The 25,198-nt window shown below is 54.6% G+C and carries 18 protein-coding genes and 2 tRNA genes; 9 read left to right on the top strand and 11 right to left on the bottom strand.

Features of this window, described 5'->3' with window-relative positions:
* Positions 1-22: 22 nt before the first annotated feature.
* From HDF14_RS26085 to HDF14_RS16515, 5 genes are all read right to left on the bottom strand, one after another.
* A complete protein-coding gene (locus HDF14_RS26085) occupies positions 23-649 on the bottom strand; it encodes a glycoside hydrolase family 55 protein (RefSeq protein WP_221304730.1) in 627 nt (208 codons plus the stop codon).
* 101 nt (positions 650-750) lie between these two features.
* The gene (locus HDF14_RS26080) at positions 751-969 is read right to left on the bottom strand and encodes a hypothetical protein (protein ID WP_221304729.1); all 219 of its coding nucleotides are present in this window, start codon (positions 967-969) and stop codon (positions 751-753) included.
* A gap of 194 nt (positions 970-1,163) precedes the next feature.
* Complete coding sequence (locus tag HDF14_RS16525) at positions 1,164-1,892, bottom strand: 3-keto-disaccharide hydrolase (protein WP_221304728.1); 729 nt, start codon at positions 1,890-1,892, stop codon at positions 1,164-1,166.
* A 44-nt stretch (positions 1,893-1,936) separates the two neighbouring features.
* Entirely contained in the window at positions 1,937-3,262 is a 1,326-nt protein-coding gene (locus tag HDF14_RS16520) for a Gfo/Idh/MocA family protein (protein WP_260698335.1), read from the bottom strand.
* Between the two features lie 144 nt (positions 3,263-3,406).
* Positions 3,407-4,378, bottom strand: a complete 972-nt coding sequence (locus tag HDF14_RS16515; protein WP_406707236.1) for an NAD(P)-dependent oxidoreductase — start codon at positions 4,376-4,378, stop codon at positions 3,407-3,409.
* Positions 4,379-4,508: 130 nt separating this feature from the next.
* Here HDF14_RS16515 and HDF14_RS16510 point away from each other — a divergent pair, with 130 nt between their 5' ends.
* The 4 genes from HDF14_RS16510 (at position 4,509) to HDF14_RS16495 (ending at position 11,299) form a co-directional block, all read left to right on the top strand.
* Entirely contained in the window at positions 4,509-5,900 is a 1,392-nt protein-coding gene (locus HDF14_RS16510; RefSeq protein ID WP_183978775.1) for a glycerate kinase type-2 family protein, read from the top strand.
* Positions 5,901-6,056: 156 nt separating this feature from the next.
* Positions 6,057-6,605 carry a dihydrofolate reductase family protein gene (locus HDF14_RS16505; RefSeq protein ID WP_183978773.1) on the top strand — a complete coding sequence of 183 codons (549 nt, stop codon included), beginning with the start codon at positions 6,057-6,059 and terminating at the stop codon, positions 6,603-6,605.
* Positions 6,606-6,814: 209 nt separating this feature from the next.
* A complete protein-coding gene (locus HDF14_RS16500; RefSeq protein ID WP_260698334.1) occupies positions 6,815-9,406 on the top strand; it encodes a beta-glucosidase in 2,592 nt (863 codons plus the stop codon).
* A gap of 222 nt (positions 9,407-9,628) precedes the next feature.
* Positions 9,629-11,299, top strand: coding sequence for a hypothetical protein (locus HDF14_RS16495; RefSeq protein ID WP_183978771.1), 1,671 nt, complete (start codon positions 9,629-9,631; stop codon positions 11,297-11,299).
* A 111-nt stretch (positions 11,300-11,410) separates the two neighbouring features.
* Here HDF14_RS16495 and HDF14_RS16490 read toward each other — a convergent pair whose 3' ends face one another.
* The 3 genes from HDF14_RS16490 to HDF14_RS16480 all read right to left on the bottom strand — a co-directional run bounded on the left by HDF14_RS16490 (position 11,411) and on the right by HDF14_RS16480 (position 15,772).
* Positions 11,411-12,877 (bottom strand): hypothetical protein, encoded by a 1,467-nt coding sequence (locus HDF14_RS16490; RefSeq protein ID WP_183978769.1) that lies wholly within the window; start codon positions 12,875-12,877, stop codon positions 11,411-11,413.
* A gap of 158 nt (positions 12,878-13,035) precedes the next feature.
* Positions 13,036-14,850: an ABC transporter ATP-binding protein gene (locus HDF14_RS16485; protein WP_183978767.1), complete on the bottom strand. Its 1,815-nt coding sequence runs from the start codon at positions 14,848-14,850 to the stop codon at positions 13,036-13,038.
* 148 nt (positions 14,851-14,998) lie between these two features.
* Positions 14,999-15,772: a cupin-like domain-containing protein gene (locus HDF14_RS16480; protein WP_183978765.1), complete on the bottom strand. Its 774-nt coding sequence runs from the start codon at positions 15,770-15,772 to the stop codon at positions 14,999-15,001.
* A 377-nt stretch (positions 15,773-16,149) separates the two neighbouring features.
* Between HDF14_RS16480 and HDF14_RS16475 the strand changes: the two genes are divergently transcribed.
* From HDF14_RS16475 to HDF14_RS16460, 4 genes are all read left to right on the top strand, one after another.
* Positions 16,150-17,106 (top strand): transcriptional regulator, encoded by a 957-nt coding sequence (locus tag HDF14_RS16475; protein WP_183978763.1) that lies wholly within the window; start codon positions 16,150-16,152, stop codon positions 17,104-17,106.
* Between the two features lie 582 nt (positions 17,107-17,688).
* Positions 17,689-18,864, top strand: a complete 1,176-nt coding sequence (locus tag HDF14_RS16470) for a redoxin family protein (RefSeq protein ID WP_183978761.1) — start codon at positions 17,689-17,691, stop codon at positions 18,862-18,864.
* A gap of 496 nt (positions 18,865-19,360) precedes the next feature.
* Entirely contained in the window at positions 19,361-19,801 is a 441-nt protein-coding gene (locus HDF14_RS16465) for a YciI family protein (protein WP_183978759.1), read from the top strand.
* A gap of 43 nt (positions 19,802-19,844) precedes the next feature.
* Positions 19,845-21,131 carry an RNA polymerase sigma factor gene (locus HDF14_RS16460; protein ID WP_183978757.1) on the top strand — a complete coding sequence of 429 codons (1,287 nt, stop codon included), beginning with the start codon at positions 19,845-19,847 and terminating at the stop codon, positions 21,129-21,131.
* Between the two features lie 319 nt (positions 21,132-21,450).
* Here HDF14_RS16460 and HDF14_RS16455 read toward each other — a convergent pair.
* Together HDF14_RS16455 and HDF14_RS16450 are read right to left on the bottom strand one after the other, a co-directional pair.
* Positions 21,451-21,525: transfer RNA gene (locus HDF14_RS16455), tRNA-Cys, on the bottom strand.
* 67 nt (positions 21,526-21,592) lie between these two features.
* Positions 21,593-21,667 (bottom strand) — tRNA-Gly (locus HDF14_RS16450).
* 154 nt (positions 21,668-21,821) lie between these two features.
* On the opposite strand from HDF14_RS16450, the gene HDF14_RS16445 reads away from it, so the two are divergent.
* Entirely contained in the window at positions 21,822-23,285 is a 1,464-nt protein-coding gene (locus HDF14_RS16445) for a PAS domain-containing sensor histidine kinase (protein WP_183978755.1), read from the top strand.
* On the opposite strand, the gene HDF14_RS16440 is transcribed toward HDF14_RS16445, so the two are convergent.
* Positions 23,260-25,170, bottom strand: a complete 1,911-nt coding sequence (locus HDF14_RS16440) for a hypothetical protein (protein WP_183978753.1) — start codon at positions 25,168-25,170, stop codon at positions 23,260-23,262. The two genes, HDF14_RS16445 and HDF14_RS16440, sit on opposite strands and share 26 nt — an antisense overlap.
* Between the last annotated feature and the right edge of the window lie 28 nt (positions 25,171-25,198).

The raw sequence follows: 25,198 nt of genomic DNA, 5'->3' as shown, positions 1-25,198 counted from the left end.
AGCAGCGCGAGGTTGATTGCTTCTACATTGGTTGTCGGTTTCGCGATGAAGAAGTCGTTGATTGATTTCGAACGACCGGGAGTGTTGCCGCTGGCCCAGCTGACGCCTGACGAGTTTTTCTGTGCGCGGGAACAAATACGCTGTAGTTACCGTTGGCGTCGCTATAGAGGAATGGTCTCTCGCGACTTACCGGCGTGCTGGGGAGGGTGGTGTAGGTCGGATTCGGATAGCTCGTTGCAGGCGCACCGACAACGCCGGTGAAGACCTGATTCCAGACTCCGTTGGACCATCCGCCGACGCTGCTGTTGCGCACGTAAAACTGTTGCTGAGATCCGTTGATGACGAAGCCGGTCTGCGAATCGGCGATGAAGCCTCCGCTTGCGAACTGTGGACCGGCACTGCAGTAGTCCTGGAGGGAGAGGTTGGCGCCGGTGATGTTTACACGGCGCATGGGTGCCGCTTGCGAGACAGCCCAGAAGTCGGCTGAGGCCTGACAACCGGACAGACCCATGACGTTGATCGTCAGATTCGATAGCGAGCGCCAGAAGTTATCGAGCGCGATGCAGTTGTCGGCGGCGAAGCACTGGTTGTAGACATCGACGTGTCCGTTGATGGTGACATCGGCTGGCGACGCACCCAGGCCGGCCACTTCCGTGTAGTAGCCTACCTGGAAGTCGAGGGGGGTGGCAGCGGTTCCGTAGGTCCCGGGCTTGAACAGCAGGGCATATCGCTGTGTGCCGAACTGGTTGCTTAGTTGCTGGTTGGCGATGAGTCGACAGTTGCCTGGATTTGGCTAGTCGACATGCTGGGATCGAAGATGTAAACGTTGGGGCCAAGTTGCGATGCAAGATCGGCAGGGCTCTGAGCGACGGCTGAAGCGCTCAGAGCGGCCATTGCTAAGAGAAGTGTTCCGACGAGACGCGCGAAGGCTGGTCTCGCAGAGAGAGATTTGTTGGCTTTATTTTTCACGTTTGCAACTCCGGTACGCGTGGGGTGGATTGCGCCGGAAACGATAAGCTGCGGCTCGTTGACTTGTCAATTCGCGGACCTTGGCAGTTTTCGCCCTACAAGAACGTTTCAGGTTCTCGTCTTTTTTACAAAGGATTCGTGGGCTAGAGGTTGACTTTCCAAGGAAGTGCGCTGGAGTCATTGCTTGGTGCCAGCTACTTTAGTGGGTACAGCTTGATATCTCGAAAGAACACTTCGGCGCCCTCGGATTGAAACAGGATCTTTCCTTCAGTCGGAGATGGATCTGTTCCTTCATTGGCGAGCTTTCCGTTTACATATTGCTTAACGTCGTTTCCGCGAGTCACAAGTTCTAAAATATTCCACTGGCCGTGCGGTTTCTCCAGATCGCCGACTGCATCGCGAAAACCAACTACGTTTTGCGTAGGCCCTTTGCCGAAGTGATCAATCTTCAGAGAAGATCCGGGAGGTCCGGTGACACGTTCGCCATTGCGCCCTGTGAGAGCGGCTCCATCGGTCATCCAGAAGTCTCCAGTGCCTCCCTCGGTGATCTGGAACTCAACTGATCGCGGCCATACCTTCTGCTCGCCTTGAATGTTGAACAAAATGCCACTGTCGCGGGCTTTTCCCTCGCGTTCGCCGTAGGTTCCCTCGCCCCATTTGAATTCGGCGCGCAGATAGAAGTCGTGATAGCTCTGCCTAGTGATGAGGTAGCCCATATCTTTTCCAGAGATGTGAATCATCCCATTCTCGAGCTTGAACACGTGGTCGGGGTCAGAGTTGAGTCCCTTCGTCTTCAGGAAAGTATCGAAGTTATCCAGATTCGATCCGTCAAACAATACAATCGCGGCTTTGTGCGGCGGGATCTTTTGCGGCACCGCCTGCATTGAAAACGTCACTCCGAGAAACAAGACAAGAATTCTCATCGCACTGATACCTTTTCTTTCAGTATTGAATTCGTCAGAGGCGCCTACACGAGCTTCATCGCGTCCGGATTCCACTTCACTACTTCGCCGCGTTCCATGCTGAGATTGCTCAACAGGGCGGCTCCCGCTGCCCGGAAGCCAAACACTGCGTCTTCGACAACGGGCTTCCGTGTGCGAACAGATGAAAAGAAGTTATTGAAGTGGTCGTAGCTGTCGCTATATCCGGCGGGAGCAACATATTTTTCATACCCAGGGGAAGGGGTTCCCGAAGGATGTGAGGTCGGGTACTTCTCCCGGTAGCTTTCAATAATGCGCTTTTGCATTGCTTCGGGAAATGTTCCAACGATGTAGCCCGGATCTTTTTGGAGCGGTACTCGGTTTACGCTGACTGCGTTGCCGCCAATCTCCATGGTGCCTTCCGATCCGGTAAAGATGAGACCTTCACTCTCTTCGCCGCCGTCGACAAAGTTGACACGCAGGCTGAGGTTAAATCCTTCCTGGTAGTCGAAGAGGCCCAGCATTACGTCGGGAACGTCGCGCCCATCCTTCCAAAATCGGAGGCCTCCAGTTGCCATCGCGCGGGTCGGGCCATTTGTTCCGGTGATGAAGTGAGTGCCACTGAAGAGGTGCACAAAGAGATCTCCGGCTACACCGCTTCCATATGCCTTCCACTTGCGCCATTGAAAGAAGTGATCTGCGTCGAAAGGAATTTTGGGCGCAGATCCCTGGAAGCGCGGCCAGTCGCAGGTTTCAGTTGATGCGTCCAGAGGGACGGTGTAGTTCCATGCGCCTAGAGATGAGTTGCGATCCCATCGCGCTGTGACCATGTTGAGTTGGCCGATGGCGCCGGATGCCAGGAGCTCTTTTGCCTTCGCGTAGATCATCGAGCTTACGCGCTGGCTTCCGACCTGAATGATGCGATTGGTCTTGTGGGCGGTCTCGATCATCTCAGGGCCGTCGGAGTAGAGATGGATCATCGGCTTCTCGCAGTAGACGTCCTTGCCGGCGTTCATTGCGTCGATGGCCGCCTGCTTGTGCCAATGGTCCGGCGTGGCGATGAGGACAGCGTCGATATCCTTGCGAGCCAGGATCTCTTTGTAGTCGCGCGTAGTGAAGATGTCGTTGCCCCAGAGCTCCTTGCTGCGTTCGAGTCGGCCGTCATAGCAGTCTGCCACCGCCACCAGCTTCACGCCTGGAACTTGAACGGCGACCTTTGTGTCACCTTGGCCTTGAATGCCGGCACCAATGAGTGCGAACTGTATGTGGTCGTTGGCCGCAATGGGGGCGGCAGGTGTGGCCTGGCCTGCTGCGAGAGCGTAAATCTTTGGCGCCAGTAAGGTCTCCGCGGTTGCTGTTCCTGCTATTTTCAAGAAGCTTCTACGATTCAGCACGTGCATCGATCCTCGCGTCATGGAGTTAAACCGCTGTTTCCAACCATAGTCTCAGTCAGAAAATTTGTCTTGTTTTCAGATGGTGCAGGGAGGCGACGCCGACTGATGTTGCAGCGATGCCGATTAGGTTTGCTGCGCCTTTGACTTGCTGGCGACGGTGCAACCGACAATCTCTTCCATAACACGAATGGAGCCGCAGATGTCTTCTTCGCCGTAGCCTTTTGCGATGGCTGCACGAAAGAGCTGTCGTGAAAGTGCTGTGAGCGGTACGGGAACGTTCAGTTCTGCTGCGGATTCCAGCATCAACTCCATGTCTTTTTCAAGCCACTTTACGGAGAAGTTCGTAGTGAAGTCTCGGGCGAACACCAGAGGCGCTTTGATTGAGATCAAGCCTGATTTGGCGGCGCTGTTGTTGAGGATGTCTAGCATCATCTCGGGATCCACTCCGGCTTTGGTGCTGAGGATCAGACTCTCGTTGAAAGCCTGGAGGAGATTGCCCAGGATCATATTTTGAGAGAGTTTGGCGTGAAGTCCCATGCCGGAACCGCCGCAATAGTAGAGCTGCTTGCCCATAGCCTCGAAGTACGGGCGCACCTTTTCGAAGATGTCTTTTGATCCTCCGACCATGAAGGTGAGGGTGCCTGCTTCTGCTCCGCCCTTTGATCCGGTGCAGGGAGCGTCGAGAAATGCAATACCTTTCTCGGCGAGTTCAGCGGCGATTGTACGGCTGGCAGACGGCGAGACGGTACTGCAGTCTACGATGATGGACGCTTTGGCGGCGGTCTCCGCGAGACCATCTTTGCCAAGGATTGCCTTGCGCGACATCTCTGTGTTGCCGACACAGAGGAAGATGATGTCACTTTGCCGTGCTACCTCTGCGGGTGTAGCACAGGCAATGCCACCTTTGACTGCGAGGGTCTCGACTTTCGCTTTAGTGAACGACCATAGAGCGACCTGATGTCCCGCTTCAATGAGATGAAGGGCCATTGGGCCACCCATAATTCCTAAACCAAGAAATCCAAGTTTTGCCATATGGTTTTGATCCTCTAGAACATGGAGAAGTTTTTGACGATAGTGTGAATCTCTGACTAGTATCGTCTACGTCGCCGACGTTGCTCCACCATGCAGAAAATTTTGTGGGAATCTTGAGTGAAGTAGCTCGGGTTTTCTTGGGAAGCAATTCGAATGCTGTTCTACTACGGCCGAAGTACTGGAGTGTGGCTGCATGATGGCGACTAAGTCGGGGTTACGAGAGGTTGCTTATAGTCTCTTCCTGCAGTCTCTCGCGGATTGCAGCGTCGAGCAGGCATTTACTCGTGGGGTAAAACGAGAGGCAAGAGCGGGCAAGACATTTCTAGCCGTTGGCGACGATGCGATCGACCTTGACTGTGTTCGCCGTATTGGAGTGGTGGCTGTTGGTAAAGCCACATCTGCGCTGCTCAAAGCATTGCTGCCATCACTGAGGGGGTTGACTCAGTGCGATCTGTCTGGAGTAGTGATTACAAACGATGAGCAGCCGGATCTTCCTTCAGGCTTTCAGTTTTTTGCTGGAGGTCACCCGACACCAAATCAAGCATCGTTCGATGGAGCGGAGGCGGCGGTAGCGCTGGTCCGGTCACTACGATCAAAGGCTGCAATGACAGACGACTCGCTGTGTCTGTTTCTTATAAGCGGCGGGGCCTCTGCAATGATGGAGTTGCCCCTCGATACCGGGATCTCGCTTGAAGACACGGTGAAGTTCCATCGGGAGCTGGTACATTGCGGTGGTTCGATTGCTGAGATAAATTGTGTTCGCAAACATTTTTCCGCGGTCAAAGGGGGGCGGCTGGCCCTCGAGGCTAAAGGGATTCTAAGTTACTCCATGCTTATCTCAGATGTGCCATTGGGCCATCTAGACGCCTTAGGATCTGGGCCTACGCTGCCTGATACTTCTACTGTTGATCAATGCAAAGAGATTCTGGCGCGATATCAGTTGCTGGAGAGATTTCCGGCCTCGGTGAAGCAATTTTTTTCATCGGCCCAACTCGTAGAAACGCCCAAACCTGGAAATCTCACCTCAAAGGCGGTGACACTCCTATCGCCCGATGCACTGGCAGCGATCGTGGGACAACGTGCCGAAGCTCTTGGATTTTACGCGGTCGTGGACAATGCTTGTGACGATTGGAACTACAAGGATGCTGCCGAGTATCTACTTGGGCGCCTTCAGGAACTCAGGCGGCAACACAGTCGTGTCTGCCTCATCTCGTCGGGAGAGGTGACGGTTGAGCTACCAAGGGCATCTGATCTTTCTTGCGCAGAAGGGGGCGAAAAAGTGGGAACCGGCGGACGCAATCAGCAGTTCGCACTTTATGCGGCAACTTTGCTGAGACCGTCGGATGCTTCCGTCGCGGTTCTCTCTGCCGGTACAGACGGCATCGATGGGAACAGCTTCGCCGCAGGTGCAGTTGTCGACGAGAAGACTCTATTTGGTGAGGAGAGCCGGTTGTCACAGGCTTGGGATGCTTTGCAACGGTTCGACTCTGGTACTTTTTTCGAGAGAGTTGGCTTGTCCATCGTAACAGGCGTGACTGGAAACAATCTGCGAGATCTGCGCATTTTGTTGGCGGCTGACTGCTGAATGTTGAAGAGATGAGGGAGGCAATTGTCAGGTGCTCACTTGATGCCTGCTGCAGGCAGACTGTAACGGTGCCTCAAGCATGGACTGGCGAAACGCCATGTTGACGGAGCCAAATTCGGGTAACTAGACTCATCTATCTGAATTGGGAGGTGTGCTGTGAAGATCTCGGTATTCTGCGGAGTGAGCGTCGATGGCTTTCTGGCTCGGCCTGACCACTCGCTCGATTTTTTGGATGCCGGGGAGCAGGAGCCGCATGGTTTTGACGAATTCTATGGTAGCGTCGACGTCATTGTTATCGGCCGCAAAACCTTCGAGGTGGTGCTGACATTTGGCGGATGGCCTTACGGGAAAAAGCCGGTAGTCGTGCTTAGCAGTGGTGTGTTCAATTTCTCATCCGTCAAAGGCGGAGTGGTCGAACAGATGTCCGGTGAACCAGCCGAAATCGTGGCGAAGCTCAAAGATCGCGGCTTCAAACACGCTTATGTCGATGGCGGCATCACTATTCAGCGGTTTCTAGCGGCCGGCCTGGTCGACCGAATGGTGATCACACGGGTGCCAATATTGATCGGAGCAGGTATCCCGTTGTTCGGTCCGGCGCCGCGCGACATCAGTCTCCGCCACGTTGCGACGCGCTGCTATAAGGGTGGCTTGGTGCAGAGTGAATACGAGCTTGACCGTGATCTGCGTACAGACGGGGTGCGTTGAAGGCAGGACAGTTGCTCGCGTTACAAAAGGCGTGAAGCATTGGTCTGCGCATGCTGGTGCACGTTCGGTAGAATCCCACGATTGAGCGGAGTTAACCCGGTGTAGAAAGGGACATTTCGTGCGTGGCTTGAATGCTTACAGATGCGGCGAGGCTGGATGGGACACCAGATATTGCATTTACAATTTGGCAACAACGAGGAAACACTTTTATGAACTCAAAGCGCGTCAGCCCGTTTCGTTCTTCTTTCCTAATGACGGTTACTCTTAGTGCGGCCCTTCTGGTCGCTTACCGTTCAGGATTCGCCCAGGCTCCTCATACGCTCGATGCGGCCGAAGAACAGAAGGTAGATTCTTTGGTGAAGCAGATGACGCTTCAGCAAAAGCTCGACTACATCGGTGGGACGGGATTTGGGGTGCGAGGTATTCCGGCGCTTGGAATTCCACCGCTGGAGATGTCAGACGGCCCGTACGGAACGCGGTCAAACTCGGGGTTTCCATCGACTACGTACGCGGCTGGAATCAACATGGCAGCTTCGTGGGACCCAGCGCTGGCGGCTCGGATAGGAGGCGGAATTGGACGAGATGCGCGTGCGCGTGGTGTTCATTTCATGCTTGGGCCAGGGATTAATATCTATCGTTCTCCGCGCAATGGACGCAACTTCGAATACTTCGGCGAAGACCCGTTTCTTGCGGGAAAGATTGCTGCGGGCTACATCACCGGGATGCAGGAGCAGGGTGTCAGCGCGACGGTGAAGCATTACTTGGGAAATAATAGCGAGTTTTTGCGACACGACTCAGATACGGAGATCGACGAACGAACACTGCGCGAGATTTATTTGCCGGGATTTGAGGCCGCGGTAAAGGAAGGACACGTGAGTGCCGTGATGGATTCTTACAACCTTATCAATGGGCTTCATGCCACACAGAACGGATACTTCAATATCGAGATCATGCGCAAGGAGTGGGGATTTAAGGGCGTGATGATGTCGGACTGGGACGCCACCTACGACGCGATTGGGGCAGCAAACGGCGGGCTCGATATCGAGGAGCCGACTGGGAAGTTCATGAACAACGCGAACCTTGGTCCGGCGATTCAAGCAGGAAAGGTGTCCGAGGCAACGATCGACGAGAAGGTGCGACGTATCCTCGAGACAGCGGCTTCCTATGGATGGCTGACTCGCGATCAGCGCGACACGTCCATCTCGTTTGTCGATGCGAAGAATAATACGGTTGCGCTCGATGCGGCTCGCGAGGGAGCAGTGCTGTTGAAGAACTCTGGCAATCTGCTGCCGTTGGATAAGTCAGCGGTGAAGACGATTTTGATTGTTGGGCCGGATGGTTATCCGGGCGTTCCTGTAGGCGGAGGAAGCGCGGGTGTGGTGCCATTCCACCAAGTGAGCGCGCTTGAGGGCATCTCCAATGAGTTTGGCGCGTCGGCGACAGTGCAGTACGACAGCGGTGTCCCTACTTTGTCATCTTTGGCGAGCGCTACGGAGTTTACGACGGAGGCAAAGGGCAGTAAGGCGGGGCTCAAGCTTGAAAGCTTCAATAATCTTGATCTTTCGGGATCTCCCGTTTCGACGACAGTTACGCGACATGCTGTGTTGGCCGGACTTACCATCAAACAGGCCATTGCGGATATTGATGCTGTGATGGAGATGCTGTTCAACTCGCCGCCATCGCAAATCTCGCATCGCCTCACTGGTTTTTATAACGCCGCTACTGCGACTAAATACATCTTTGCTCTGGAGGATTCTGGGGAGGGCTCTGGAAATCGCGTGTATGTGGACGGCAAGCTAGTGATCGACAACTGGAGGATCGTGCGCGCATTTCAACCACATATAACGTTGGACCTTCCGGCCGGCCCTCATAAGGTAGTTGTAGAGGAGTGGCAGAAGACTCCTATTGGCGGCCACGTGGCGCTTGCGATCGTACCGGAGAACAAGGTGGTGAGGCCGGAAGCGGTGAAGCTTGCTGCAAAGGCAGACGTAGTACTCGTCACAGCCGGGTTTCAGCAGGAGAGTGAGAGCGAAGGTGGTGACAGAACTTTTTCGCTGCCGTATGGCCAGAGCGAGCTGATTCGTGAGATAGCCGCGGCGAACCCAAAGGTGGTGGTTGCGATTACGTCGGGCGGGAATGTGGATTTTACGAAATGGATTGATGACGTGCCCGCAGTGTTGGAGACCTGGTATGCAGGGCAGGCGGGTGGACAGGCGTTAGCAGAGATTTTGTTCGGTGACGTTAACCCTTCCGGACATCTGCCGGCAACGTTTGAGAGAAAAGAAGCGGATAATCCGACGTTTGCCAATTACTATCCTGCAGGCGACTCCAAACGTGTTGATTATAAAGAAGGCATCTTCGTCGGATATCGAGGGTATGAAAAGAACAAGATCAAGCCATTGTTTCCTTTCGGATTTGGTCTCTCTTATACGACGTTCAAATTTACAAACCTGACGTTCGATCAGAAAGATGAAGGCGGTGAGATTCACGCGGTTGCGCGCTTCGACGTGACCAATACAGGCTCACGTAAAGGGGCCGAAGTCGCTCAACTGTATGTAACAGAGGAGCATCCTAAGGTGCCGCGGCCAGAGCACGAACTGAAAGGCTTCGAGCGGATAGAGCTGTCGCCAGGCGAGACGAAGCGTGTGGAGATTCCGTTGGATGCGCGGTCGTTTTCTTACTACGATATCGCGGCCAAGAGGTGGGCGATAGGATCGAATCGATTCACTGTTTCTGTGGGTGATTCGGTGGAGTCGTTGTCGTTGAAGACGGATGTGAATCTAAAAGTCAGCGGGAACTGATGGGCAGTTAGACAAAGCGCTACTTCATCTATGAGGTAGCAGATAGATATGCGTTCTAACCATTTGACTTTGCCCGTGGCGCCATTAAAGAGAAGCGTGTATCGCTCGAATTCTCGAGCACGCCGCAAATGGCCGCAGCGGATGAATTTACAAGCTACTAATACTCCGGGCATAGAGTCGTCTGGTACCTCGAACGACGTATTTCTACTCACTGGAGACACAATGCGATTTTCCTTTTCAAAGGCCTGCAACTCGCAGCACCTCTTCCTAAAAGTATTCGCCACGCTCTCTCTCGGCGCATTCGCTGTCAGCGTGCCTGCCGTTGCCCAAGAGCCGGAATTCGAAGCCAGAATCCATTTTTTTCCGGGCAATCTGGTCGTCAGCCGCAGCGTCTACGACGACAATGCTAACAACGTAAAAGTCGGGGCTTTGCTTCCGCCAAACTGCGCCAACACCGTTGGACCCTGCGTCGCCGCAACCAACAACGGTAAGTACCCCTTCGTCTTTAACAACGTCATTCCTGACCCCTCTTTTGGAATGGCCGCGAAGATCTTCCTCGACCAGCTCACTCCATCGGGATTCGTACTCGACAGTCTTGAAGTCCCCAATAGCTCCCTGAGAAACATCCGGACCGAGAGCGACCAGCTCGTCACCAGCTTCAGCTCCAAGTCCGAGATTGCGCTCAACCTCTCCACCGACGGCAAGTTTGTTACTTTAATGGGCTACGTCGCCCCGATCGACACCATCGACGCCTCGAACTCCAACACCCCCGGCGCGATCGATCCCACCAATCCGGTCGGCATCAACTTCTACCGCGCTGTTGCCACCGTCAGCCGCAATGGCAAGTTCACCTTCACCGAGACCAACGCTTATAGTGGCAATAACGGCCGCGCCGCAATCCTCAACAACAGTGATGGCGAGAACTTCTTCTACACCGCAGGCAACGCAGGCAATGGCTCGAACCCGCAGCCTAACGGCGTTGTTCTGGGCGCGGGCGCACAGTTCATCGAGCCTTCGACCGCTCCCGAAAGCTTCCAGACACCCGAAGCGCCCACGCCGCTCGCCAGCTTTTCCGTCACCCAACTCGGTGACAAAGCCGACAAGATCGGCAAGGACGACAACTTTCGCGGCCTGACCATCTTCAACGACGTCGTCTACTTTACCAAGGGAAGCGGCAGCAATGGAGTCGACACTGTTTACTTCGTTGACACCACCGGCACCGCTTGCCCCAAGGGTGTAGGCATCCCGGCCGTTGGAGCACCGCTTCCAATCTCTCCTCTTCCTGTCAACCTGAGTACGCTGCAAACCGCAGGGCTGGCAAACAACATGTGCATACTCGCAGGTTTCCCAACCGCACTGGCGAAGTCCGCTAACCCGGTCGCAGCTCCCTTCGGCCTGTTTTTCGCGAACGCTGACACCTTGTATGTTGCTGACGAAGGCGACCAGTTCGCCGGCGATATCACCCTCTACACTCACGCCGCCGCACAAACCGCGGCGGGCATTCAGAAGTGGATCTTCAACGCCTCCACCCAGACCTGGAACCTGGCCTACACGCTGCAGACCGGCTTGGAACTCGGCGTTCCATACACCGTAAATCGCTATCCCACCGGCAACAACTCAGCCACAAACCTGCCGTGGGCGCCCGCGACCGATGGAATCCGCAACATTACCGGAACCACAGATAGGAATGGAAAAGTCACGATCTATGGAATCACCTCAACCATCAGCGGCGCCGGCGATGTAGGTGCTGACCCAAACCGCCTTGTCGCGATCACGGACACACTTAGCAACACCGATCCGACAAAGGCGGGCAAGGAGAAGTTTACCGTCGTGCACAAGGCCGAATTTGCGGAGGTGCTCCGCGGCGTCTCCTTCGCACCCGGAACCAAGTAACGAGTCGACCGACTCGGCCGTACGAAACGATCGAATACCCACTCGCGGCGGGAAGACTCCTTCTCGCCGCAAGCTTTTTCACCAACCACGTTTGGCAGTGCGGTTTTCTCTTCAGTTCCGTTCTAGGATTTGCCCATCAGAGAAAATTGCAACCAGGTGATAGTTTTCACCTAGGTATCTGAGAAATGGCTCCAGATTGTTCTTCGTAAGGATGGGAGCAGTTAGCGTGGGGTAGAGGTAGACGTAGCGCGTTTGATGATTTGTCATCGATAGAATCAGTGCGTCAACCTGCTGTGGCCGGGTAAACTCTGTTGTCGTCACGAAGTCTAAAGGGCCCGGACTCTCCAGGGATAGGGCAAAAGCGGCATTAGTGTCGTTTAGAAAAGTCTCACCTGGATGTGTGTGTTGCGCGAGCCACAGCACTTTGTCATATTGCTGATCGTTGATAAACGCAACTCGCCCCGTTGGAAGGTTGACTGTGACATGTCGATGTAATTGGCGACTAATGGGCAGGTACAAGATGGAAATAATCGCTGCGCCCCATAGTGCAATGGTTGACCAATAGTGCGGTCCGGAAGGTCTATCGAGATACCAGACGCAGAGAATGATAGCGGGAGGTCCCACTGCACATAGACGAAGAAATGTGGGCGCGCTCATAATCGAGACGAAGAGCGCCGAACCCACGAGAGTGAGAAGAAGGATTTTCCTCCACTGGAGTGGATCCATTCGTCGTTTTTCTCGAGTTAGGCGAATTGCACACAGGATGTAGATGAGTGGGACCACGGTATGCATGAAGATGAAGGAAATAAGGAGATGAATGCCGCTCATTCCATGAAACCGTGGGGTTCTGAAGAATGCCAGAGGGCTATTTTCTTGTGCGTGGAAAAAAACTAACGGATAGTAGATTGTCCAATACGTAAGTGTCCGGAATCCGATGAGATCAGAGTAATACCCAACAACGGGAATTACGACAAGGACAAAGGGTAGGCAAAGCAAGAGGAGTTCGCGGACTAGATTTTGTATGCGTCCAACGCCGTCGGTTGTCAAAACAAGATAAAGAGCGATTGCAAGCAGGCTGAGGCAACCGTACGTCTGCGTAAAAAGTGTGGCAAAGCCGCACAGAGAGCCTGCCAGAACGATTCTTGCCGGCGATCTTCCGCCAAGCAACACGCCAATCGCCGTCATCACGAGAAGAACGCTCCACCAATGGTGCGTCGCATCGAGGGCACTATTGACATCGAATACGAGAAATAGCAAGGTTGTCAGAATCGCGGACGAGGTACGTAGCACCTTTTGGGCGTCCCACATTACGATGGAAATAAGAAAGAGACCTAGAAAAACTAATAGGCCTTGCACTACCCATTGATGAACCCCCAAAAGCCGGAAGATGCCAACATAGAGTAGATCGGTCCCAGGAGGGACAAATGTGAAGTAGTCTTTATACGGCAACTGTCCATGCATCATGCGAAGAGCATGAAGAAAGTAGTGTGACTCATCGCCCACAGTGAGTAAGGGGACAGCGGGGAGGAGAAAGGTTCGTAGGTAAAGAAACACCGCCGAGATAAAAAACGATAGCATGGCCCATCGTGGTATGAGAGAGCCTAACAAGAAGGATGGTTTCGGGGTAGTCATGCTAAAAATTTGTCCCGGCAAGGTATGGTATGGATGCGAACCCTCCATTCGCGGCATTGCGCCGCAACCTTCGAGTCACACATGTCCACGGCCTGCTGGCATACTCATTGCATCACCTTGTCGCCTTCTCCAGGAGCCAAAAAGAGATTGGCCTCGAGGCCATGTTGACGAGTGTAGAGATCGAAATACCGTCCCTGGCGTCGGTAAAGGGTTTCGTGGTTGCCACGCTCGACTATGCGTCCCATCTCGAGCACGAGGATCTGGTCGGCACGCCGAATGGTTGAGAGGCGATGGGCAATGACAAAAGTCGTGCGACCTTGCATGAGGTAGTTCAGGCCACTCTGGATAAGGGCTTCAGATTCTGAGTCGAGGGAGCTGGTAGCCTCATCCAGAATGAGGATACGAGGGTCGGCGAGGATGGCGCGAGCGATGGAGATTCGCTGACGCTGGCCGCCAGACAATCTGATGCCTCGCTCACCAACGATAGTTTCGTATCGCTCGGGAAAGCACTCAGCGAATTGGTCGACCCGGGCTATACGGCAGGCTTGGTACAGTTGCTCGTCGGTCGCCTTCGGACGACTAAAGAGAATATTTTCTCGAATAGTGCCATCGAACAAAAAGGTTTCCTGGAGCACAACACCAAGCTGTTGACGAAGATTGCTAAGTCGGATCGTGCTGAGGTCCACGTTGTCGATTGAAACCTGGCCCGAGCCAGCAGAGTGGAAACCGCAGATGAGCGAAATTACAGTTGATTTTCCCGATCCGGATGAGCCCACCAGGGCAGTGACCGTGCCAGGTTCGGAGTCGAACGTGAGGCCGTGTAGCACAGGCTCACCTGGAACATAAGCAAAGGTTACGTTCTTGAATGTGATGTGCCCTATGATCGGTTCGAGTGCTGCTGTACGACCGGACTCTCCGTCTTCTTCAGGTTCGTTGAGGACTTCCAGGGTGCGGTCGAATCCGGCGAAAGCCTCCGTCAGTTGAGTTCCAATGCTGACCGACATTGCGATAGGCGCGACCATAAAGGCGAGAAGCATGGTGAATTCTACGTAACCGCCGACGTCGAGGCGATGCGCATTGACCTCCCTTGCACCGAGAAACATAATGAACGCACCAACAGCCCCTAAGACCATCGTCTTACAAAGCGACAAGAAGGCTTGAGAGGTGATCGAAAGTGTGATGTTCTTGAGGATGCGATTCGCACCTTCCACAAAAATGCGGGCCTCGCTGGCTTCGGCGTGATAGCCCTTAACAACTCTTATCCCGTTGAGCGATTCGGTGAGTCGTCCCGTGACCTCTGCACTAATGCGAGAGCGCTCACGAAAGAGGGGGCGCGTGACTCCGAGGGCTCTCTTCAAAAACCAACCAAAAGAAATCAAGAGACCAATTGTGAGTACGGTCATGGGAATGCTGATGTGGATGAGTATGGCTAGAGCGATAACAGCTGTGAGGATTCCCCCCACAAAGTCCAGGAGGCCGGCGCCAACCAAGTTGCGGACGCTCTCAACGTCTGTCATGATGCGAGCGACCAGGGTACCGGTACGGTTTTTATCGTAGAAGGAAATAGGTAGGCGACCGACATGAGCCTGAACCTGTGCCCGCAACTCTGCGACAAGGCGCTGGCCGGTGACTCCAAGATAGCGATCTAAGAAGTAGGTTATGGTTGCGCTGATAAATGTGGAGACGACAACAGCCCCGAGGATCAGGGGTAGTCGACTTGTCTGATGTCGATACATGACATCGTTAATCAAAAAGCGCGACGAGACAGGTACAAAAAAGCTGCAACATCGTTCCACAATCATCAAGAGCAATGCTCCCGCGAGCGACCATCGGCGCGGTTGGACCAGTGACCATATCTCAGAGATCACTTTGCGTCGGTTCGGCTCGGGGTGCGAAGCACCAAACTCTTGCGTCTTCATCTTCTTGATGCCAGGTGGGAACCGTCAACACCTGGCCACCTCCTCCGGGATTGGAAACTAGGTGAGAAGGTCACCGATTCTGCATCTGTCGTTGAAGGTTATCTGCAATGTGAGTTCCGTAGGCGATCGAAAGCGTTTTGCCGGAGTGTCAGATCTTCGTGGCACTCTGTTTTGTCGGTTTCAATTTCTTGAATTGGTTGTCTATTTTTCGACCAACAGTAACCGCGGATGCCTTCATGTGATCTATTATTTGTGAATTTCCCGGAGGCTTCGGATTTAGGCCCGCTTGTCGTAGATAGTAATTAGCCAAGTAGATGTTTTTGCGTCGATCGTCTTTATATTGGTAGTTAATACTTAGGGAGACGGATATTTCATCGCCGTTCTCGACCCAATGTGGATTGTTCAAGGGGATATGGACGCCGGTGCCGGGGCGTAAAGTGAACACCTTTGCGCGATCCTCCAACTCCTGCCGATAAGTTACTGAGTAGTCGTTCAACGACCAGTATCGTTCCAACTCTTCCTCGGGCAACACATCTCGATCTTTGCGATCGAAGATGTGGATCTGTTTTTCTCCGCTGATCTGCATTAAGAAATTACAGATAGGGTCGATGTGGTACATGGTCACGCGTTTCGGCGAAGTTATGTAGATATCTGCTTCTTGTGTTTTTTTGTCATCGTCGATAACCCGCCCGCTCAGCTGCTTCAGCTCCCGTAAGCAATCTTCCAGCAGGGAGTTATATTCAGGATCCTCATTCACGCGTAACAGCGCGATCCATGCGCCCGAGTTTTCTACTGAATCGAAGACCTCTTCCACCGGCTTTGTTCGCGCGGGCACAGAATCCCAGCGTTGGTCGACACGAATGTCGCCAGCGTTGTAATAAACATTGTTCTTTGTTGCGGGATTGGTCAGTAGATGACGCATACGCTCCCGAGTAAAGAGGGGATGTCCGACACTAAAGACGTGTCTAAACTCGAATGACTTTTCGTCAAAGTCTTCTCGGAATCGAGGCGTGTCAAAACCGAAAACTGTGCCTTCCGATCTTAGGTCCGAGGTGATTACACTCTGGGCTGACATAAACTCCCCTCTGAAAACTAGATGATCTTATCCCTCCCGATAAGAAGACCTCGTCCGCAGCCCGCAGTTGTCATTGGCTTGTCATCCGATTGTCAAATGATGTCGAACGGTATCGGAAGCAATGACATGTAGTGATGTGGGGGTAGATGATTGATTGTGTACTGCCTGTTTTGCCTTAGGACTCGGTCGCAGTTCGTGCGACTTAGCTCAAGAGAGGATGTCCAATGCTGGTTCAGCAAGAATCTATCGTTCGTTGTGATCGCGACGTCTTTTCGCAAAATTTCAATCGACTTCCCCATGAAGTTCAGCACGCTCTTTCCGCGAATCCACTATTTGAACTTCGAGCGCTGGCCGAGTTATCCCAACGAATAGCCACGCGGGAAAATCCGCATCATCCGAAGGGAGACATCCACGTCGAGCGTGGAGCGTCAGCGGGGAATTCAAGGCTTGATCCGCGCGATTGGGCAAAGAGCGATCTCAACAGTCTGGTACATGAGATTGAAACGGGACAAACCTGGATCATCCTCAAGCATATCGAGCGCGAACCTGGATACCGTGAAGTCTTCGAAAACTGCATCTGCGAAATTCTGGATCTTGCCGGCAAAGAGATCCTGGAACAAATCAAGTGGTTTGAAGCAATTCTCTTTATTACCTCACCGAACCGAGTTACCGAATACCACATCGACCGTGAATGCTCATGGCTGTTTCAAATCAAGGGTGACAAGGATATTCACTTTTTCGATCGCGCCGACAAGGACGTGCTCCCGGATGCCGAACTGGAAAAGTATTGGATGGTGAACAATCTTTCGGCGGTGTACAAACCAGAGTATGAACCGCGCGCCATGGTTTACCATCTTTGCCCGGGCATCGGAGTACACAGCCCGGTCAACACGCCGCACTGGCTCCAAAACGGAGATAACGTCTCTGTAAGCCTAAATATCAATTTTCAGTTTCATGAACATGCCTGGGAGAATCTTTTTAAAGCTAACTACTATCTGCGTCGGGCCGGAATTACACCCTCCTCTCCCGGCAAGCACCCGGTCGCGGATCGTTTCAAAAGATATGCCTATACGGCTGTTCAAGACGTCCGGCGCAAGATCAAACATAGCCCGGTTATTGGTTCGCACAACGAAGCTCGGCGTCAGTATTCCCGCATTGCAGAACTTGTGGGTTCGCGCTAAGACGGACTGGGGCAGTTGCCTGTCTTCCTTGCAATATCCGTAGAGGGCCGTGGAGAGAGTTCTCTCATCGAGAGACCTGGATGGTTCTGCGATACGCACAACCGACGCAGGCGGATCAGCACCGGGCTGAGGATCCAGCTGAGCAGTTTGTCATTGGCCGACTGAAGAGACACGGGCAGAGCACCCAAAAAGTAGTCCAGAGTTAGTTCCAGGGGCGGTCTGAGGGCAGAATCGAAAGAATCTAGCGCGACGGAGGGTCGCACCGGCACATCTGCTGCCGTATCTCCACTCTTCCACTTTCGCCACCGAGCACAACGTTATGCCGTCACTCGACTGGTCGCCAGGTGAGTGTTCAAAATTTCATGCGCGAAGGCGTGAGCGAGAGATTCGAACTTGGTCAAAGACTTCGTTTGCGGGATTCGGCTAGCTGGAAGAGACACCCTTTCGTGGTTAGAATTTGGGCCGGAGTTCGGAGGCTATTATGAGATGCCAACTCTCAGTATTTGCAGTGCTGACAGTAATTGGTGCAGCGGCAGTGTTCGCGCAAACTGCGGCTTCTCCGACTTCCTCGGAGGGCCTTGAATGATCAAGCAGGTAGCCCAGCAGTACGCGGACGCAAAGTCCTATTACATCGAATCGGTAGAGGAGCGTACTTCAAGCACCAACTACTCTCATTATTGGGATAAGACAATCATTACTGCCGCTCAGTCTTCGGGAGATCGCTTTCACTATGAGGGGCGTTCAAGTAGCGGTAACGCGATGAAGGTGGCAGACGGGAAGACCGTCTGGACTTACCGCGCAGATGAGCATCGGTATACAGCGAAGCCTCAGGCGATTGGGACAGCGAGCCAACAAACGGTGATAGGGATGACTGAGTCGGCGATGTTCCAGGCCGAAAATCTCAGGAAGAATATGGGCGCTCTGGCCAAAACTCTCAAATCGGCAGACCGCCTCCCGGATACGACTCTCATAGTGAACGGCCACAAGATCTCCTGTCATGTTGTTCGCTTTCAAAGCTTTGATCAGAAACGCGCCTCACCCGGGGACTCGTTCGATAAGACGATCTGGATCGACGAGACTCACCAGACAGTGATGAAGATGGCCGAACACGCCCGCACCTATCTTGTAAGCGGTGGGAGCCGCATTCCGCTGGAACAGGAGCCAACCACGGTCTTCACCAAGGCTGAACTGAACGGTCCAGTGAATGAGAGTCTTTTCGTGTTCATCCCGCCGTCCGACGCCAAGCTGATACAGAATTTCCCCGATCCTCGAAAGGACTTCGGAGACGTCATGATGACGGGCGATCAGGTTCCCTCTCTGAAGCTGAGATCTGCGGACGGCAAGGTAGTTGCACTTGACTCATTCCGGGCAAGCCAGTTTTGCTCGATTTCTGGGCCACGTGTTGCGGCCCGTGTAGAAGCTCTGCCTCAACTTGCCCGGATTTATGGCGAAGCGAAAGACAAGGGCTTGGTTCTGCTTGCAGTCGACCAGGACGAAGAAGCTAACACTGCCACCGAGTTTCTAGCGAAGAAGGGCTACAACTGGCCTGACTTCCACGATTGGGATGAGGAGATAGAAAGGCTCTTGGGATCATTCGGGATTCCGCGAACGACGCTGATCGACGCCCAAGGGAAGATCATTTATGACGCAGGCGGGATGGACGACGACGCACTGCGCACAGAGATCACCAAGCTTGGCCCGAGATATGCGGCATTGGCCCCGAAGCCGAAACAGGTTCCGTGCGTAGCTTCCAAGTGATTGCAAGGCCGGTTGGTAGGATTGAGAAGCTACGGCGGGATTGCTCTTCCTGGAGAGTCAGCTTTTGAGCAAATTCACAAAACCAGGTCCGACTTTCGAGGATTCGATCTGGATTTGGCAGTCCAGATCATGCCGATTTATGTGGCGAGATGGGAGTGTAGTCGGTCGCGAGATAATTTGCATTGGCCACCTCATGCAGAAATTTGGCCGAAGAGTTCGGACAGTTCAGGGCCGGCCCTCAGCCGCGAAGAACTAAACCACGTGCTCATAAAATTCGTAATTTAGATCATCCTTCGTCTCCCCGAAAGATAATCCATTAAATTCCGTTCTCATGTCGATTTGGCCCCACCCCGTTCGACGTATCAGCAGAGAGCCAGTACGAAAGCGGGCAACAGCGATCCAACTGCGCTCTCAATCTGAGTTCGCCGTTAGCCAACAATAGCTGAGCCCGAAAACAAGCCACCCAACCATCGCTCAACCCAAAGGAGATTTCTCAATGCGATTCATGGTCATCGTCAAAGCAACCCCAGAGTCAGAAAAAGAATGCGCCCTCCCCGATCCACAGCTCCTGCTCGAGATGGGCAAGTACAATGAAGAGCTCTCCAAGGCTGGCGTCCTGCTCGCCCTCGATGGCCTCCATCCCAGCTCCAAAGGCGCACGCGTCAAATTCTCCGGCAAGTCTCGTACCGTGGTCGACGGTCCCTTCACCGAGGCCAAGGAACTCATCGCTGGCTTCTCGATCCTGCAGGTCAAGTCCCTCGAAGAGGCCATCGAGTGGGTCAAGCGTGCACCCAACTGCAATCCGGTGGGCGACTCCGAAGTCGAAATCCGTCAGGTCTTTGAGATGGAAGACCTCGCACCCGTCCTGTCCGCAGAGCAGATCCAGCACAAGGTAGCGAAACGGGCTGAGCTGCCGAATCAGACCGCCAATAAATAGCCACTCTTGCATCCACGGATCGAAGCTGGTGTGATCGGTAGCAATGTCCGCTACCGATCCACATCACGCCACACATCGCACCATCGAAGCGGTCTGGCGCATCGAGTCTGCGCGCGTCATCGCCGGCCTCACCCGCCTGACCCGCGACGTCGGCCTCGCCGAAGACCTCGCGCAGGAGGCACTTGTCGCCGCACTCGAACAGTGGCCGCAGTCTGGCGTCCCCGACAATCCCGCGGCATGGCTTACCGCAACCGCCAAACGCCGCGCCATCGATCTGTTCCGCCGGAACGCCGTCGCCGAGCGCAAACACGAAGAGCTCGCCCGCGAACTCGAAGCCCTCGAACAAACCTCGCCCGACCTCGACTCCACTCTCGACAACACCATCAGCGACGACCTTCTCCGCCTCATCTTCATCGCCTGCCATCCCATTCTCCCCACCGAATCCCGCGCAGCCCTCACCCTCCGTCTCCTCGGCGGCCTCACGACCGACGAGATCGCCCGCGCCTTCCTGACCCCCGAACCCACCATCGCCCAGCGCATCGTTCGCGCGAAACGCACCCTCGCCGACAAGCACATCCCCTTCGAGGTCCCCCGCGGCCCCGAGCTCGCCGCCCGGCTCTCCTCAGTCCTCGAAGTCATCTACCTCATCTTCAACGAGGGCTACTCCGCCACCACCGGAGACGACCTCATGCGCCCAATCCTCTGCGAAGATGCGCTCCGCCTCGGCCGCATCCTTGCCGAACTCACTCCCACCGAATCAGAAGTCCACGGCCTGGTCGCCCTCATGGAGATCCAGGCCTCCCGCACCCGCGTCCGCATCACCTCCACTGGCGAACCAGTCTTACTCTTCGATCAAAACCGCACCCAGTGGGATCAGCTCCTTATCCATCGCGGACTAACCGCAATTGAACGCGCTCATAAAGTCAACACCACCCGCGGCCCCTATCTCCTCCAAGCCGAGATCGCCGCCTGCCACGCCCGTGCCCGCACGCCATCCCAAACCGACTGGCATCGCATCGTCAACCTCTACATCGAGCTCGCCCAGCTCAGCCCCTCCCCCGTCATCGAGCTCAACCGTGCCGTAGCAGTCTCCATGGCCTACGGCCCCCATGCCGGCCTCACACTCGTAGACGCCCTCGCTTCTGAACCCTCGCTCGCGCGCTACCATCTTCTCCCCAGCGTCCGCGCCGACCTCCTCTATAAACTAGGCCGCCACCGCGAAGCCCGCGCCGAGTTCGAACGCGCCGCCGCTCTTACCCGCAACACCCGCGAACGCGACCTCCTACTTACTCGCGCCGCATCCTGCAAGACTCACCGAACTAACCCTTAGGAAAAATAACAAACGGCTCATCCGCAGAGATGCCGGCTGATTTCTCGTCGCCGCCACTGGAGAAAGCTCTTGAGGTCGCGGGTCCATCGCTTTTCGAATGTGAAGCGCATGTAGACGTAGGACGTCCGCTTACTCAGCTGCCACGAAGAGACAAGGTACCTGCGGCAGCGTCCGCTGTGCTGCGAGACGTGACCACGATCAACTGCCGCCACGACTCACGCGATTCAATGAGTTGGTTCTTATGGTTTGGGGGCACTACATGTCTCACTAGAGTGCCCAAATAACAAAAGCCCCGTGAGGGGCTAAGTTGTTGAAATTTTGGAGGCGCGGGTCGGGATCGAACCGACGCATAAAGGTTTTGCAGACCTCTCCCTTACCACTTGGGTACCGCGCCTCGGGTGGGCTATGTGATTCTGCCCTGCTGGATTGTAGGAGAAGTGTACCGCAGGCAGGATTCTATTTGGAGCGGGAGACCGGGGTCGAACCGGCGACATCTTCCTTGGCAAGGAAGCACTCTACCACTGAGCTACTCCCGCTCTACAGATTCAAGTATAGCGGCCATGTTCAGTATGGTCAACGCGGTGTCACGTGGTGTCATAACTGCCATTCACTTTTCTGAGTGACATGGGTGGCGAAAACCTGCATCTCATTTGTTGACTGGCGCGGAGTTAGCGAAGGTGCTGGATCGGAATGAGATCAATGAGGCAGACTTTACTACATAACGCGGAACAAATGCAGCATTGGCAAGCGCTACTTGACTCTGCCGGAGAGGGCATATGGGGGCTTGATCTAGAAGGGAATTGTACGTTCGTTAATCGGATGGCAGTGAGTTGTTTCGGCTATGCCAGCGAGGAGTTGCTCGGCAACAATATGCACGAACTCGTGCATCATCACTATCCGGATGGGCGTCATTTTCCGGGCTCCGAGTGCCCCATTTATGACGTTGTGCGGAAAAGTAAAGTTCTGAGGCAGCTAACGGACACGATGTTCCGGAAAGACGGAAGCAGTTTCGTTGCAGAGCTTTCTGCTCAGCCAGTGATTGTAGAAGGATGCGTTGTTGGAGTTGTGGTGACTTTTCGCGAGGTAACCGAGCTGCGACAACAGCAGGAAAATCTGCAGAAAGCGTACGAACTAGCGGAGCAGAAGACGGCCGAGCTGGATGCCGTGATCGAGAGCATGCCGCAGGGGGTCTATATCGCGACGGCTGATGCGAAACTTCGCTGCAATCACGTGGCGAAGATGATGAGCGGTGGCAAGTTTCCTGAGGGCTTGAAGACGCTCGAGACGGCGCTTGCTGGCAAATGGTCGACCGAGACGGTTCGGACTTCGGATCGCTGGATCCGCAGTGTTGCTGCGCCGATTTTTCTGAACGGAAAGATACTTGGTGGCGTAGCCGTGAACACCGATGTGACTCAGGCGCGGCTACAGGACGAGGCGTTGAGGAAGTCGGAGAAGCTGGCAGCGGTGGGACAACTGGCTTCATCGATCGCCCATGAGATCAATAATCCACTGGAGTCAATTACGAACCTGCTGTACCTCATTCGACAATCGGAGTCGATGGAAGACATGCAGCATTACGCGGCACTGGCTCAAGGCGAGTTGTCCAGGGTCACGGAAATTACTTTGCAGACGCTACGGTTCAACCGATACCAGAGCAAGCCAACTGAGGTGGATATGGCTGAACTGCTGCGTACCGTAATGGCCCTCTATACGGGACGTACTTTGGTTCGGAACATTGAGATCGATTTGAAGCTTGCGGCGACTCCACATGTGAAGGTTCTGGAGGGAGAGATCCGCCAGGTAATTAATAACCTCGTGAGGAATGCGCTGGATGCCATGAGTAGCGGAGGGCGGTTGAGGATAAGGTTGCATCCGCAGAGGGATTGGCATAGCTCTGTTGAAGGGGTGCGCTTGACGGTGGCCGATACAGGCGAAGGAATCAAACCGGAGATGCAGGAGCATCTTTTTGAAGCATTTCAGACGACGAAGGAGCTTACGGGAACAGGACTTGGATTGTGGGTGAGCAAGGGGATTGTTGAGAAGCACGGCGGGCGAATCCGGACAAGGACCCGGCTCGGTAACGGGCATGGGACCGTGTTTACTGTTTGGCTACCTGTGGGCGGTGTTATTAGCCAGGCGGCTCAGGTAAATTGATCGCGATTCTGGGACCGACAGTGATGTTGGACCGACGACGGGTGATGTGGGGAGTGACAAGAAGAAGGAGGTCACTGGAATCAGTTTCTGTCAGACGAGTTGCCGTGGCCGTTTGAAAACCTGGCAGCTCACTCAGTACGGGATATCCGCTTAGGCTGGCGGATTCGCTCTTTGTGAGGCTGCTGACCACAAGTGCGGTGTCTCCGTCGTCGAGGGTGACATCAGAAGCGAACTCCTCGTTGTTGAGGACGGGGATGTTATTCAACGAGGCGCCGTTCAAGGCTTCAATTTTGAGGTCGATGTGCATCTTTACAGCGCCTGACTTCTGTACTGTCGGCGTAGCTTTCAGAGTCAGACCGAGATCTTCATACTGAATCTGCGGGATCGTTGCCGTGGTGCCGGCAGAGGAGTTGAGCAAATTGGAGATGGGGACTCCGTTGACGGTTGCATTGGGAGGGATGGAGGAGTTACCGATCCCTGTGGAGTAGGTTGCGGTGGTGATGGGGTAGCGTTCACCGATTCGGAAGGTGGCGGTTTGGCGATCGCCGACTCGAATCTGAACGTCGTTGAGAGCGCGGGTATCGCTGGACGAGAGCGAGAGGTTGAAAGCGGCGAATTGGTTCACGGTAACGCCAGTCGCGGTAAGGCCCCCTCCAAAAAATCCGACGGTGTTGGAGAGAAGAGTGCTTTGGACGAGGCCGGAGGCGATGAGCGCAAGAGCGATGGTAATGTTACTCGCCCCCGCCGGGACGAGGCCTTGAGCGATGGCCTGGTTGACGAGATCTTGATTGGAGCTGACGATATTTTGCGCAGCGGAGTTGACGTTGTAGATACCGGCCTGCTGCGGAAGCTGTGCGCCGATGTTGCGCTGCTTGGTGGTGTCGACGGAGTAGAGCTGAAGGTCGATCAGGACCTCGCTGCCGCCGTCGATGAGATCGGCAAGAGTGAGATTGACATAAGTCAGGGTCTCCTGCGGCGCACGGATAACGAGGGTGCCAGAGCTCTTTCCGACGGTGACTTGTTTGATATCGAAGATGTTTTTTATAAGGGTACCGAAGCTATCCATCTCCTCGTTGGTCATGCCGGGGATATAGATCGTCTCTTGCAGCTGACGCTCGAGACGTTGGCGGTTCTCTGGGGTATCTTTGGCGATGAAAACGGTCTTGGCATCCATCGGCACCGCGAAGAGGTGGGTGATGTCGAGAAGAACGGGGACGGCTTGCTGATAGGACGATTCGTCAAGATTAAAGCGCAGATCGTCTTTCGGAACGGACTCATCGAACGTCGGACTGATGCCGTAGCTGGAAAGTACCTGGCGGATAACATCCTGCTCATCGGAATGCAGGTGGAAGCTCTTCTGGCCGGGATTGGGCCCAAGGGTGACAGGACCCGTGATGGCTGGATCTTCGCGAATCCAGGGCTCGATCTCCGGGTGGAAGGCCCTGGGCAGCTCTCCGTTATCGACTCGAGGGCCCACGATACCATTCTCAGGGTCGAGGAGGCGTGCTTCGGCCAGGAGGGTCTCGGCCTTTTCATGTTGCCCGAGGAGGCGCGCTTTACCGGCTTGCTGGATGAGTTCGGTGACGTGTCGCTCGTGGGTGAGGCTTAGCGCCAGGGCGTAGTCGCGGTTGGACGAGTTAAGTTCGACGGCTCTGCGAAACTTCAGCTCGGCGCCTGTGAGATCGTTGTGATCCAGTAGACGTGCGCCGGACAGGTAGGCGTCTTCGGCAGCCCGAGGATTCTGTTTTGGGGAAGCCTCGGAGGTGGCGTTGGCGTTTGGCCCTGGATTTGTCTGGGCGACGGCGGCAATCGAGACAGTCCCGACGACGAGCGCGACCGTGAATTTTGCAATGGTGAAGGCGCGGGGTTGAAAGGCGGGTTTCATCGACTGCTGATTAGACGGAGCCAGGAAG

Origin of the sequence: Tunturiibacter gelidiferens (genome assembly GCF_014201335.1) — a bacterium.
Classification (GTDB): domain Bacteria; phylum Acidobacteriota; class Terriglobia; order Terriglobales; family Acidobacteriaceae; genus Edaphobacter; species Edaphobacter lichenicola_E.
This window is presented reverse-complemented; position numbering and strand designations above follow the sequence as displayed.